At 40.7% G+C, this 13,480-nt stretch carries 12 protein-coding genes and 1 pseudogene; 7 read left to right on the top strand and 6 right to left on the bottom strand.

The genetic code is table 11. The features are described 5' to 3' along the window. The first annotated feature begins 36 nt into the window (after positions 1 to 36). The 3 genes from FKV70_RS19235 (at position 37) to FKV70_RS19225 (ending at position 7,418) form a co-directional block, all read left to right on the top strand. The gene (locus FKV70_RS19235; RefSeq protein ID WP_142613879.1) at positions 37 to 1,503 is read left to right on the top strand and encodes an Ig-like domain-containing protein; all 1,467 of its coding nucleotides are present in this window, start codon (positions 37 to 39) and stop codon (positions 1,501 to 1,503) included. A gap of 212 nt (positions 1,504 to 1,715) precedes the next feature. Further along, positions 1,716 to 2,594, top strand: a complete 879-nt coding sequence (locus FKV70_RS19230) for a hypothetical protein (protein WP_142613878.1) — start codon at positions 1,716 to 1,718, stop codon at positions 2,592 to 2,594. Between the two features lie 231 nt (positions 2,595 to 2,825). Next, positions 2,826 to 7,418 carry an OmpL47-type beta-barrel domain-containing protein gene (locus FKV70_RS19225; protein WP_142613877.1) on the top strand — a complete coding sequence of 1,531 codons (4,593 nt, stop codon included), beginning with the start codon at positions 2,826 to 2,828 and terminating at the stop codon, positions 7,416 to 7,418. A 50-nt stretch (positions 7,419 to 7,468) separates the two neighbouring features. On the opposite strand, the gene FKV70_RS19220 is transcribed toward FKV70_RS19225, so the two are convergent. Then, complete coding sequence (locus FKV70_RS19220; protein ID WP_142613876.1) at positions 7,469 to 7,978, bottom strand: discoidin domain-containing protein; 510 nt, start codon at positions 7,976 to 7,978, stop codon at positions 7,469 to 7,471. A 341-nt stretch (positions 7,979 to 8,319) separates the two neighbouring features. Between FKV70_RS19220 and FKV70_RS19215 the strand changes: the two genes are divergently transcribed. After that, the gene (locus FKV70_RS19215; RefSeq protein ID WP_064795989.1) at positions 8,320 to 8,691 is read left to right on the top strand and encodes a hypothetical protein; all 372 of its coding nucleotides are present in this window, start codon (positions 8,320 to 8,322) and stop codon (positions 8,689 to 8,691) included. 127 nt (positions 8,692 to 8,818) lie between these two features. Here FKV70_RS19215 and FKV70_RS19210 read toward each other — a convergent pair. The 3 genes and pseudogenes from FKV70_RS19210 to FKV70_RS19200 all read right to left on the bottom strand — a co-directional run. Then, positions 8,819 to 9,190, bottom strand: a pseudogene (locus FKV70_RS19210) (sigma-70 family RNA polymerase sigma factor); the annotation flags it as partial. Positions 9,191 to 9,846: 656 nt separating this feature from the next. Beyond that, complete coding sequence (locus tag FKV70_RS19205; RefSeq protein ID WP_142613875.1) at positions 9,847 to 10,284, bottom strand: hypothetical protein; 438 nt, start codon at positions 10,282 to 10,284, stop codon at positions 9,847 to 9,849. Positions 10,285 to 10,307: 23 nt separating this feature from the next. Then, positions 10,308 to 10,697, bottom strand: a complete 390-nt coding sequence (locus tag FKV70_RS19200) for a hypothetical protein (RefSeq protein WP_142613874.1) — start codon at positions 10,695 to 10,697, stop codon at positions 10,308 to 10,310. Positions 10,698 to 10,859: 162 nt separating this feature from the next. Between FKV70_RS19200 and FKV70_RS19195 the strand changes: the two genes are divergently transcribed. After that, a complete protein-coding gene (locus tag FKV70_RS19195; protein WP_162305684.1) occupies positions 10,860 to 11,195 on the top strand; it encodes a LytTR family transcriptional regulator DNA-binding domain-containing protein in 336 nt (111 codons plus the stop codon). A gap of 188 nt (positions 11,196 to 11,383) precedes the next feature. Here the strand turns inward: FKV70_RS19195 and FKV70_RS27130 are convergent, their stop codons facing one another. Together FKV70_RS27130 and FKV70_RS19185 are read right to left on the bottom strand one after the other, a co-directional pair. After that, on the bottom strand, positions 11,384 to 11,599 hold the full coding sequence (locus FKV70_RS27130; RefSeq protein ID WP_142613872.1) for a helix-turn-helix transcriptional regulator: 216 nt from the start codon (positions 11,597 to 11,599) through the stop codon (positions 11,384 to 11,386). A gap of 192 nt (positions 11,600 to 11,791) precedes the next feature. Next, entirely contained in the window at positions 11,792 to 12,160 is a 369-nt protein-coding gene (locus FKV70_RS19185) for a helix-turn-helix domain-containing protein (RefSeq protein ID WP_142613871.1), read from the bottom strand. A gap of 161 nt (positions 12,161 to 12,321) precedes the next feature. On the opposite strand from FKV70_RS19185, the gene FKV70_RS19180 reads away from it, so the two are divergent. Next, the gene (locus FKV70_RS19180; RefSeq protein ID WP_142613870.1) at positions 12,322 to 12,555 is read left to right on the top strand and encodes a helix-turn-helix domain-containing protein; all 234 of its coding nucleotides are present in this window, start codon (positions 12,322 to 12,324) and stop codon (positions 12,553 to 12,555) included. 14 nt (positions 12,556 to 12,569) lie between these two features. Continuing rightward, positions 12,570 to 13,364, top strand: a complete 795-nt coding sequence (locus FKV70_RS19175; RefSeq protein ID WP_244310785.1) for a phage regulatory protein/antirepressor Ant — start codon at positions 12,570 to 12,572, stop codon at positions 13,362 to 13,364. Positions 13,365 to 13,480 lie beyond the last annotated feature (116 nt).

Genomic DNA, 13,480 nt, shown 5'->3' with positions numbered 1-13,480 from the left:
GGGAATTCCTTAAACCATTTGAGAGGGGATTTCAGTATGAAGAGGTTCAGAAAGGCTATTTCAGTTATGCTAAGCTTGATGCTACTGTTTGCTTTTGGGATGACTGCAAACGCGAGTCAAGGCACAGAGATTGACAAGGAAAAACAAGCTGTTGAAGCTGATTCCAGTTTTCAGCTAACAACGAATGAAGAAAATATTATTGAGCATCTAACCCGGGTGGACAAGCCTGAAGGTATTACATCCTCAGTTTATAACATGCAGGAAAATATCAATTTCAAAGCACCAGAGACATTCTCTTTGAAAAAGGAGGCCATTTCTTCCCTGAAAGCAAGTCCAACGGTAGTTACAGCTTCCTCTGCTACGTACTCCGGTACGATTACACAGGAGGGAGGTACACAGTTTTTATATCCGATTTATGTGAAGCCAGGTGAATTGTTGCAGGCACAGTTGGATGGTCCATTTTCAGAACAGCTTGACTATGACTTATACTTGTACGAATTTGATATGACGACAGGGGATATCAACCCCAATGCTATTGATGCCTCCACCTACGGAACCTATTTTAACAAGTATGAACATGGGTCTGCGTCCCTTCCTGAAAACGTAGGAATACGTAATGCCGCTGGATTTGAAAAGGCTTACGCAATTGCAGTCCATTCCAAAAAGGGATCAAGCATAAATGACCCTTTCTATTTAACTGTGGATGTAAGCTCTCAATATGATGCTTATGAACCGGATGAGAGTGCTTTTCATGCCTACAACTTTACATTTAGTACAGGGGGAGCTACCCTTAATTCACGCTCTATTCATTCAGGAATTGACAACGATTGGTATCAAATCACAATTCCTGCGAATCGCAATTATGATGGTTTGAATGTCAAACTGGACAGCACTTCAGAAAGCTACGGTTACAAAGCGGAAGTTTACGGGGCTCTTAGTGGCAACCAAATGGTGCTTCTGCCTCAAACCAATCATAATGTTACCTTGAATACGGGAACCTACTATGTGCGAGTGTACACGACAAATCAGTTTTCAGCTGATCACTTATATGCACTGACACTTAAACCAGTACTTCGTGCTGGTAAAATTGTAATTAACGGTTACGACTCAAAAAACGGTCCGAATGATTATCCATCCTACTCTTACGGTCGTCATTATCGGGTTAATGGAAACACCAACCTGACTGTAAAGGGTGTCGTTACTACAACGGATAATTACCCCGTAGTAAATGCGCCAGTTAATGTGACATGGTTGAACCAGAACTGGACTGAAAGCAGCGGGAATCGAACTCGTACAGGCACTGGTTATACGGATCAAAATGGAGCCTTTAGTGTGACCCTTTCCTTGCCGCATTCTACGGGAAGTATTGCGGAATACTTGTCGGGACCCATAAGTTTTACACATTACTATGATCTTTCAGGTGTAGCTGCCCAGGTGTCAGGTACTTCGCTTACAGCCACAGATATTGTATATCACTTTGCTTATAGCATTTATGGCGGTTGATGTACTGTTCTATAAAGCAGTGACTGCGTCAGCTTGTTTGTTTTAACAATTTACATTCAGAGTCAGGAGCTTGCTTCAAAAATTGTTCATTTTTAGGACAAAGCATATATTCATTCCATATATGCTTTGTCCGATATATATAGCAACAGGGTTACATTATATTGTACATACGCCTTAGATTCCCTGTTACAAACATGACAGGAGGAAGTAGAATGAATTTTGAACCTCTTAAAGCACAACAAGCGGTTCTTAGCTCTGGTAGCTTACGGATCAATCCGACAAGCAAGCAAGTTCCGTCCCCCCAGCTACATGAAGAAAAAGTGTCCAGGTTCGTCGTTCAGGACACCGTGGAGATTAGTGAAGCTGGCAGAAAGCTGGCTGAGGGGGATATCGTGTCACATGCTGCCAAGTATTTTGGCACAACTCAGATCAACGATGCATTAAACCGGGTTTTGGAGGGCCAACCGGAAGAAGTGTCCGATGCTGTGTACAATATGATTCAATCCAATTTTATCGTCGATGGAACGGTAACGGATGAGAAGCAGCGCGCGGTATTGCTGGAGATGGGAGTTTCCCAGTCCAAGTATATTGCGGATCATTACATGGAAGGCGATAAAGCCAAGGAATTTATGCAAACCATGAACCAGATAGCTGGTATTGCCTTGACACGAACCATTGATTCAGAGACCGGAGATATTAGCTACACGACTCCTACAGATCGTCCGATAGGTGCCCCTGAGGACTACGTCAAGCTGTCGGAAGTGATGAAACAGGTCGATCCTCAAAAATATACTGCGTTCATGAATGACATTAAGGGTGGAGGAAATGGATTAAGCCAGCTGTTGAGTTTTGCACAAAAGGTTCCTCAAAACCCCGATTGGATTCATAAATACAAGGAACGTACAGAACAGACTGAAGAGCTGTTAAATAAACCACAGTTAACGAATCGGTTTGACAAAGCGGATACATCCTCAGCTTCCGCGTTTATGAATAGTATGCAAAATCTTCTTAAGGAATCTTCTCCTGCTCAGGATGCTTACATGCAGAATATGCGTGGATTTTTTCGGAACTTGGGTGTTCGGGTTGATTAAAACTTCAAAGCGATCACTGAGATGAGAAATTCGAGAATTTATCACAGCTCATTTTGCTGTTCTGTTTACATCCTGCTTGGAACGAAGTATAATAGCTTCAAAACATACTCGTGAACTTGAGGAAGCACCTCAAACTTAGGCATTATTGCCTTCGTTTGGGGTGCTTTTTCTATTCTAGCCCAAGCGAGTACGTAGAACTCTTTGAAAATAAAATAAAGAAAGGAGAAGTGTATGTATCGAAAAAATAAACGAAAGGTAAGAAAGCACGGCAAATGGGTGTATGGAGTTCTGGTTTTACTCCTCTTATTGATGACCATTCCCATATTCCCACAAAGCGTATCAGCTGCTACCCAAGAAATCATGGGAGGTCCTTTTTGCCAAAACAATTTGCCGGGTGGAGGCGATAGTTGGGGCTCTTGGTCAGGAAGTGGGATAGGAGCAACGGAAGTGTACACTGGCACGGGTTCGGCAAGGTATAAATGTGATGGGACTACACAACCGACAAATCGTTTTATTGATATTGGAAGATCTATTAAGGCTTTGGATTACAGGATTTTTGTTTATATTGAAGGGTCTTATCATACCGATATATATACATCGAATGCTGCTGCGGGCGACAGTTGGAGACCTAACGGTACGAATCTATATACATGGACTAATGTAACGAAATTCTATGCCGATAGCGATTACCAGGGAAAATGGATAGATATCACCGACTCTATTACACTAAGGGATGTTCGATATTTTAGAGCGATGGGAACTAGTCAACAGACAAGTAATGAAATATCCAGGTTTGGAATCCGTATTATTCCCAAATCAGACTTGATGCCTAAACCACCCCAGATTCATGCAGGCGCAGAGGGACAGGCTGTTACAGGGTGGACCAGAGAGCCTGTAACCGTGTGGATCAATGGGGATGTGGCTCCTGAAGGACTAAAATACTATGAATATAGCCTGAATGGAGGAGCATTTCAGCAATATACCGGGCCCTTCACTGTCTATGACCATGGTGTAAATACAATTTATGCCCGAACAGTGGATGTGAATAATCAGTATAGCGGTCTTTCTTCCGCGAATGTACGGATCGACAGGATGCCACCCACTCCCCCAAATATAGACGTAATAGGGAACAGTAATGAATATACCATTTCACTACAACCGGGGGCAGACGATTATTCTGGACTAGCCCATACTCAATTTCGGTTGACCGGCGTTGTAAATCAGGATTGGCGGGAATACGGCGGAGTGTTTCTTTTGAACCAGGATGGCAAAAGCACGATTTATGCTCGTTCCATCGATAGCGTGGGTAACGTGAGCCGGGAGGTAAGCAAAGAAGTCACGATTGATAAAAAGGGGCCGACGGCTCCTGTTATACGGGCTAGCGAAACGAGCCCAACGAACCGTGATGTGAATATTACCATTGAGTCAGGGAGTGACTCTACAAATGGAATTAAGATGACGCAGTATCGTTTGAGTCCAACAGGGGAGTGGCTGACATACAATGGCACTTTTACATTAGATGCAGAAGGGAGTTATGAACTATCAGCGCGGACAATCAATAATCTTGAGGTGTCTAGTCCCATTGTGACTCAATCAATCATGATTGATCGTACCAAACCAACCCCTCCGAAAGTTACGTTTTCTGAGGTGACGAATCCTACCCGATATATCAATAAACCAGTACAATTTACGCTCTCGGGTGCAACGGATACTACAGCCGTACATTATGAATATCAATTGGGTTCTGGCGCTTATGTGCCTGGTTCATCGGGAATATTAAATAGTTCGGGGATTGTAGAAGTAAGTGCTCAAGCTGTAGATGCAGCTGGAAATCGAAGCGTTCCGGTGACTGCAAAAACTTATATCGATTTGGAACGGCCGAGCATCCAACTGACACCCAACTCGCGTGAATGGAAAGATACCCCTATTGACGTGAGGATACGATACGCTGACCAGCACTCGGGGATTGAACCATCGACAATGCAGTATAAAATTACGAACAGCCCCGATTCACCCGAAAACTGGGAGGCTGCAGCCGAATCAATAGTCGAGCTGGATCTTTCAAATGAAGGTGAATGGTATGTCCATGCGAAGGTGAAAGACCAGGCAGGAAACATGTATGAAACGGTCAGCAGTGCACTTCGCATTCAAAAGCAACCGCAGTCGGTTGTACTCTCGGCGATAGCTGTACGCAACACAGAGGTTGATTTGCAATGGACTATTCCCTCCGGTCTAGACGATGGTTATGTTTATACAGTCCGGAATCTAACAACAAATGAGGTTTGGGATGTTAGCCATCCGACAAATTCTTTTACAGATACAGGGCTGCAAGGAGGCCGGGAATATGAGTATGAACTGCGTTGCAGTAATCATGTAGGAGGCAATGCATATTCTAATCGAGTCCGTGTATTAACCCTGCCTGATGCCCCTGATCATGTTCAGTTGCGACCTGTCTCTCGTCATTCAGCAGAAATCATGGCTGACTTTACGCCAGTTTTTTCAGCTAATAAATATAATATTACAGCAGCGGATGCAAGTACGGGAGAAGTCATATATAAGGATACGGTTACACAGGATGTGTATAACTCAATTAAGGGCATGGAGCCTGGTAAGTATTACGAAGTTTCTGTATCCGCTATAAACGACACGGGAGAGGGGGAAGCAAAATATGTATCTTATTTAAGTCTACCGGACAGTCCAAGCGGATTCCGAAATGTAACCGTAAGAGAAGATGGAATTGACTTGAAGTGGAATTCTGTAATCACTGCCACCTACTACATCCTAGAGCGAGACGAGGTCTCGGTTTATAACGATGTATATACAGAATTCACCGATACTGAGCTTCAGGCGGGAACGGAGTATAACTATCGTATATCTGCCGAAAATACAACAGGATTTGGAGATTATGCTCATCTCGGCGTTATGACATTACCAGCTCAGGTAACTACACTTTCAAGTGTAACCAAGGATGTATATTCTGTCGGTGTAGCGTGGCAAGATGTGCCGGGGACTGAAGGATACATCTTGAATGTCAATGATGAACCAAAGGTGCAAATTCCGCGTGGTATCCGTTCATATACTTTTGAGGGCTTGCCAGCAGGCAGATCTGCCAATATTAAAATTCGAGCTTACAATCGAAGTGGTACGGGTTGGGATACATCTATCAACGTATTAACACTACCTAATTCACCTATACAACTTGCTGCTGTAGATGTTTGCGAGCATGATGCCACATTGATATGGACCCCAGCTGATGGGGCAACTCACTATAAGGTAACAATCAACGGTCAAAATTATTATAGTACGGAACCACGGATAGTTGTATCTGGTTTAATAGGGGGGAAAAACTACGATTTTCAAGTGAGCAGTGGGGACAGCAGTGGTTACAGTCCACCAACGTCAGGTGAACTGCTGACACTTCCGCCTCAAGTACAGAATATCAAAGTTACGGAACTTGGGAATGGACAGATTTCGCTGACCTGGGATGTAATCAAGAGTGCTACCCAATATACTGTGATCCGCAAAGATACAGGGAAAGTTTTTGACACTAGAAAAGCTCATATCATACTTTCAGATTTTCAGCCTGGTATAATTTACTCGTTTGGTATACAGGCCATGAATACTACGGGAGAAGGCGACATAGCTCCATTTACGTATCGTACATTGCCAGGTCAAATACCAAATCATAGGTTGGTTGTGAAAAGCGTGACGGATACCGATCTGCTTATTACGTGGCAAGAAGCTCTAGGTGCAGATGCTTATAATGTCTACAAAGACGAGATGCTTATCGCTCATACGACTACTCAAGAGTTTAAAGTAGACGGATTAGATAGCTCCACATTGTATCGTATTACTGTGAAGCCAGTGAACACAAGCGGTGAAGGTAAGCGGGCAGAAGGTGAGGTCGAGACGCTACCGTCTCAAGCATTTGTGATTTCCAAGACAGAAACAACGAATAGTGAATTTATCGTCCATTGGGAGTCAGAACATAAAAATGATATTTTTGTTCTTGCTAGTGAAAATGGAACTGAATTATATCGTGGTAAGGATCGAGCTTTTAGCTGGAGACAGCTGAGAGAGAAGCAATTGTATACCGTTCGACTTTGGGCAGAAAATAGCCAAGGAAAACGTACAGAGGCACAAGCTGCGAGCGGTAAAACTACTGGGAATACTGTCGACATAAGTGGTGGAACAGGAGGCGCGGGAAGTGTAAAACCGATTCAGGCTGTTGTAGAGGAGCCGACAGAAACAGAAACCAAGCTCCTTCAAGAACCAACAAACGAGACAAAGCCAAATCATTTTAGTGACATCGAGCGGGTATTTAATAGAGAGAAAATAAATGTGCTTGCCGATTTGGGCGTAGTGAAGGGGACATCCAGCATGCTTTTTGAACCGAACAGGCCTGTAACACGTATGGAATTCACTTCGATGCTTGTTCGTTCTCTAAAATTACCGCTCGAAACAGATGTGATTCTCGGCTTCGAGGATATTGATCTATCAGCGTGGTACGTGAATCTGCTCAAAACAGCAATTAAGGATCAAGTCGCCCGAGGTTTTAGCAGCAAAGTGTTTGGTCCAGATCGGGTCATAAACCGGGAGCAGGCCGCTAAAATGGTGAATAACATTATCAAGGCTACACCACAGCAAGAAAGCAGTGTATACTCAGATTCCTCTCAAATTGTAGAGTGGGCCAGAAAGGATGTATTTGGTCTAACCGAGATTAATTTAGTACAAGGATATCCAGATGGCAGCTTCCGTGCCAAACAGGAAGTTACGCGTGCGGAAGCTGCTGAGATGATTTATAATATGCTTCAAATGAAATAACCAAAATTAGGGGGGCGTCATTCAGCCCCCTTTTTGTATTTTGTACTGGCTTATTCCGCAATAGCAGGATTTATATTGGAGCCTCTGTAGGCAGGAACGCCATTGATGAGAGCAGTTCTTAGTTGAATATATCGGATACCATAATAGGTGGTTGTATTATTCAATCCAGAGGATAATACAGTTATTTTATAACATGAAAAAGGAATCTCATTACTAAACTGATAGGTTATTTTTGCAGTGCTTGGTACAGCCTCGACTTGTCCTAACCTATACCAGTTTTCTCCGTCACTCGAGCCATGTAACGAAAACGAAAGTATAAAAGCGCGAGAAGGTGGCTGGGCTAAGAGGATATCATTGATCGTTTTTCCTGAATCTAATTTGAAGATGATTTCTCCACCTTTACCACTTAAGCTGCTCTCCCAATAGAGATTATTATCGATCAAAACATTTTTCGGAAAAGTATTTTTGCTATCTCCATTGGTTGAAACATTATCTTCAGGTATAACGACAGGTTCCATAGAAAACGAATAACTGTCTGGGTTTTGACTGAATTTTGTCATGTTGAACTGCCTCCCTTGGCTATTATTTCTAATTTGCTAAATATGTTGTTGTATATGATCTATATGAAACTCTCAATAAATGTATTCCTTAATTAAAAAGTCATATATGAGTGGCCAACCATTATAATAGCAACTGGTTATTTCATGAACTATACTAGCAATGGACGGAATAAGAACCTACGTAATTAAAAATTCAAACGATATAGGAGGAAATAAGAAAAGGTGTTATTTTTAGGTTCTTAACCAGTTCATTCCAAAGATTAGGCTAGTCTATATCGAAAAAGATTGAGAGAAACAATATAAATAACTATTTTAGGTGCGAGAAGGAGAACGTATAGAATATGAAAATATACACTTATTATTTGGCAAATGGCGTATTCCCTTTGGATTGGGAAGTTTGTTTTAGCACTGTTGAGGAATACAAGACCAAGTTATTTGAGAAGTATACCGCTTCCCAAGAGTCCAATGATTTTGTAATAGGTGGATTTCATGTGCTTACCGATAAAATAGATGCAGTTCTGAATTATGCTTTAGAGGATTTTCGAAAAGAATTTCCTTATAGTTATGAGTTACGTTGTCCCGCTATGATCTTCCCGTTGCCAAGAGGCGATGAGAGTAATGGTGCTGAGTTCGCTATTATTTTAAAACGAGATGAGGATGGAGATACGATAGTCTATTCCCCACTTCCATTGTCATATTTAGAAAAAAGTTAGTACTTATTTAAGAAAAAAGGAAAGCAAGTGCTGAATAATGTAAATACAAGACTAACATATAATGAAAAAAGGCCCTGTATAGGGCCTCCAAATAGTCAAAAGTTCTAGGTAGGTATCTGTTTATTCACTATCCCTTCTGCTTGTAAAATTCATGGTACAACTTCATCAACGCACGCTTTTCAATTCGGGACACATACGAGCGAGAAATTCCCAGTTCTCGTGCAATTTCCCGCTGTGTTCGTTCTTCTCCTCCGGCTTCCAAGCCGAATCGGCCAATCACGACTTCTTTTTCACGCTCATCTAAAATATCCAGATTGCGATAAATTTTACTCTTCTCGATTTTGAGCTGTACCTTGTCTACAATATCGTCCGCCTCGGAGCCGAGGATATCAATTAAAGTAATCTCGTTGCCTTCCTTGTCAGTCCCTATAGGATCGTGGAGAGACACGTCTTTGCGTGTCTTTTTCAGCGACCGTAAATGCATCAGGATCTCTATCTCCATGACAATAGAGGTGAATACATAAGCAAAGAAAAAGCCCCGAAAAGGGGCATCTGTATGTTATAATTTTCTAAGGACAACGGGTGGGGGTCACGGCGCAGCCTTCTGTAAAGGAGGTGATTGCCGCCATGACTGCACTTGGTACGCTTTATCTGCTCTTGAAAGTAACTGCTACGGTACTAAGCCTATGGTTTAGTTCACGGAAAGTTTACCGATGGATACGTAAAAGACGTAACAAGCGCAAAACCCACCGCTAAAGGTTCGTGGCCTACGGTGGGTTTTGCTGTAATCACAGTAATATAATGCGCGCCGCGAAGGCACACTTCGTTGTTCTAGGGGAGGGTTGCGCCTCCCTTATTTCTATTCTTATGTTATCACAATATGTTTATTCATGGCAATTCAATTGCTGATTAATTGAAATAAAAATAGACCGCCCTGGACAAGGTATCGGTCTATTTCGTGATCGTAAACCAGCGCCGACCGCTCTTATAGCGGTAAGTTGTACAGGGGAGCGGCTGCAACCGTTCCCTTTATCTATTCTTATGGTATCACACGAAGTTTATTCATTGCAATTCGATTTACATTCAAAGATGTATACATAACAAAGCTCTGCCGACCCATTAAGGTTAGCAGAGCTTTTATTCATGGTGATTGAATTACTGATTAACATTATTTTCATTAATTGACTCAACAGTTATTTTTCTTTCAGATAAAGCCATAATTAATGATATTAAGGCTGCTAGTACTGATAATATACTCTCGTAAATAACTTGCCATACCGCATATTCTTCACTTGGTATAAGTAAAGAAAAGGCAATTGACATACCTATAGCTAGAAGTGTTATTCCAAGATATACAGAAGATAATACTATCTTTCCTTTTGGTATCATATTAATACTAACTGTTAAGCAAAAGCATATACCAAATAAATTATAGAATATTCTCTCAATTATATATGTCAACATTGGTAGTTCTAGCCTATTTAATAAGTGTATAAATGATATATTTACAAAATATATATATAATGCAGCTGCAGCTGGAACAACTGGTATAAAGAGAACCCACCGCAGCCAATTAGGCATTTTTTCAAACATTGTTTTACCCCTTTTTTTTATGTTTATCTTTTAAATACTTCCTCTTTCCAACTACCATCTTCGTTCCATTTCCAGTTAAGTGGCTTTAAAAAACCTAACTTTGTACCAATGAAATTCCAAGCTGAATTTCTAGAAGGCCATATACTATCATGGGTACAAACTGAATCATACTCATAATTCAATTCCTTTGATGCTTCTTCTAAAGTAACAAGTTCAAATTCACTTGTTGTATAATCAACTTTTGCATTTAAGCATTCAGGCGATATATATGTTTTGTTTGTATGATCAGCAAGCAAAACAAGATTTCTTGGTGGGGCTTGCATTACATCAGAACCTAACCAAAAAAGGATTCCTATAAAGGCAAGACTGCCAATTATGCTAAAAATCCACTGGAAAACACTTAATAATTTCATCTGATTAAACGTCCTCGTAGATCCACATCGGCTGCGGTATTTGCTTTTTATCTGTCATCTATATTATCGTCATTTCCCATCATTTCCTTTGGCATATTTTGTCCGATGTGTCCAGTCATTACATAGCTTATTATGTTAGTGACTATTTTAGGGAGTGACAACATGGACATCTTCGGAATTAAACTAGATACTCGACCAACGGAAATAGCAGAAATTGCGGAATTTTCCCTGTTTGATGTGAATTGGATAGATCCGTTTCGCAGGACAGCGCATTCTGCTAAAGTTCCTGCTTATCATACTAAAGACCATTCGTTTGTGACGTTGGATCGTCTTATGGATTTAGAGCGAGCTTATAGTAAGTTTGGGTTTAAACGGTATGATCAATCAACCTTGATAAATGAACAGCGAGTGCAGGACAAGGTAGCAGCAAAGAATGGGACGCGCATTTATTTCGTTGATGGTTCTTATGTAATCGTAAGAAGCAAACTTAATATGTAATGTCAATACCCCTCTAACCCCATTTGACTATACAAAGTTAGGCAAAATTCGACAGCATATGACAATTATTATCTGTTATAGTGTTAATAAAGGTGAGCAGGGAATGGCTGCGGTTGCAGTTAATTTTTTTATAACGCAAGTAACAGAAAATTGTTACTTTTCCCCGAGAGTAGCTAGTTGCTACTCTGCTACCGCAATTCCCACACAAAAAGATCGTCAATCGAACAATTAAGATGATAGGCTAATAAAGCAGCGCGTTTTATCGAGATATTATCCATTCTCAGGTGTACAATATCTGATATACGCTGTTTGGGCAGACCAATCTTATCAGCTAACCATTGTTGATTTTTGTTGATCCTTTTGAGTAACTCGGGAATACGACAGCGGACGGGTACTAACTCCATCTCACTGCCACCTTGTTCTCTTTTTTTAGCTAAAAACAGAACACACGTTCCTGAAAAGTATGATTCTGTGGTATTATGTTAAAAACGGCTGAAATAGACACAAAGGAGCTGCTAACATGGATGAACAGTTGTTGATGTCGGCAAGTGTAATAATTTCTAGGACTGATATAAACGAAACAAACAAATCACTAATTAATCATTTTTCTGAGTTGATTGCTTCATCTTTGCAAGATTGTTTATCAAATCGCGAACTGCCGACTCTACAACAGGATCATCCCTCAGGCTAACTCCATAATGTGCCTCAGCTTCCTTAATGACTTTTGATATAACTTCCTCTGGGAGCGTATATTCGCTCTCTTTTTCGTCCCTACCATAAATCCAGTTGATAGATACTTCATAAAGGTCAGCAAGTTTCTTTAATGTTTCGGAATCGGGATCTCTATAATTTCTTTCATACCCTGATATAGCTCCGTTAGTGACATCAAGTTTTTTAGCTACATCTTGCTGAGTCAAGCCTTTCTTTTCTCGGGCCTTCTTTAATCTAGATCCCAAACTATCCACTGATCTCAAAACCTCCTTCCTAATATACAAATATAACAATATTAAGCGATCCGCATAACAAAATAAGCGAAACGCTTTAAAAACTTCTTGACTAAGCGAAATGCTTAGTATATATTTAAATCACAAGGTAAGCGAAACGCTTAGTCAAGGAGGTGAATAACATGAATTATGTAGTAAAAAACATGGAAGCCATTCGTACAAACAAAAGGATGACAAAAACGTATGTAGCAAAGCATTGCGGTAAAACAATCACTTGGTACAAGGATATAGCAAAAGGCCGCCGTGGTGTTTACCTTGATGATGTACTGTTGATCGCTGAAGCTTTGGAAGAAGAGCCAATGGTCCTTTTTAATCCAAAACTAAGCGAAACGTTTAATTTTAAAAAACCCGCTTAAAGGAGCGAATGAGTATGAACGAATTAACAATCATCCTTAAAAACAATCAATTGCTTGTAGATAGTCGAGAAGTTGCAGTAATGACGGAAAAAGAGCATAGCAACTTGATGCGTGATATCCGTGGTTATGTTGATATTCTTGAAAAATCAAAATTGAATTCTCGTGTTTTTTTCATACCAAGTACCTACAAGGTAGAAAGTAACAATAAAACTTACGATTGTTTTCTTATTACACGAAAAGGCTGCGATATGGTAGCCAATAAAATGACAGGCGAAAAAGGTGTTTTGTTTACAGCAACATATGTAATGAAATTTGCCGAAATGGAACAGCAACTTTTTATACCAAAAGATACGCCCTCTTACATGATCGACAACAGAGTTGAGCGAGCTAAGAAGTGGATTCAAGAAGAAGAGGCTCGCCAAGAATTGGAAACTAAAACACTCGTGTTAGAGCAGCGAGTAAAAGAGTACGAACCAAAGCTCACTTATTTAGATCAAATTTTGATAAGTAAAGATGCTGTAACAATTACCCAAATCGCTAAGGATTATGGTTTGTCAGGAACAGCACTTAATCAGATCCTTCATGAAGAAAAGGTACAGTACAAACAAAACAAGCAATGGCTACTGTATTCCAAATATCAGGATAAGGGATATACCAAGTCACAAACGTTGGACATTCTTCATAACAATGGTGAACGAACTGTAAAAATGAACACACGATGGACGCAAAAAGGAAGACTATTTATCCATGAATTACTTGGCAAGCGCGGAATTCTTCCATTCATGGATAGAGAAAATCCAGGCGCATGAAAAGCAAAGTTAATGGTGCCAATTGAACCTACACCCTATAAGCTTCCTAAGTTGAACTTAGTCACCCTAGATTCAATCGAGAGTGCCCGTTAAACAGAGGGTTTGTATTAAACACA

Source organism: Paenibacillus ottowii (assembly GCF_006874425.1).
Taxonomy (GTDB): domain Bacteria; phylum Bacillota; class Bacilli; order Paenibacillales; family Paenibacillaceae; genus Paenibacillus; species Paenibacillus ottowii.
Note: the sequence above shows the minus strand (reverse complement) of the source record. Positions and strands in the feature narration are given on the sequence as shown.